1 pseudogene is annotated in these 465 nt (G+C 44.9%); it reads left to right on the forward strand.

Going from position 1 to position 465, the window contains the following annotated elements:
* A pseudogene (locus A7P55_RS13415) lies at positions 1-465 on the forward strand (hypothetical protein); the annotation flags it as partial.

A 465-nucleotide genomic window follows, 5' to 3' on the forward strand; every position in this document is an offset into this window, starting at 1 on the left:
CAAGGTAAGCTTGCGATTGAACTCTCTAAAGACTTGGCAGTAAATAGTGTCAATACCGCTGGGACCTTGATCAATAGTAATGGCCTCAGCTTTGTCGATGCTAGTGGTAATGCAATTACGAATAGCCCAAGTATTAGTAAGACTGGAATCAATGCAGGCAATCAAAAGATCACCAACGTGGCAAAGGGTGATGTGAATGCGACATCAACTGATGCTGTGAATGGTAGTCAGCTACATGAAGTTGAGCAAATTGCCAATAAGGGCTGGAATCTGACGACAAATAAGAATGCAGCCAGTAAGAGTAATGTAGCACCTGATGCGACGGTGGATATTTCCAATGCAGACAGCAACCTTGTGATCAGCAACCAAGGCAATAATGTTGATATCCGTCTCGCCAATCAGGTGACGATTGGATCGGGTACAGGCAGTAACCCTGTAACGGTGAATGGTGTGACAGGTCGAATC

It is taken from the genome of Acinetobacter sp. Ac_5812, from assembly GCF_013072695.1.
GTDB lineage: Bacteria > Pseudomonadota > Gammaproteobacteria > Pseudomonadales > Moraxellaceae > Acinetobacter.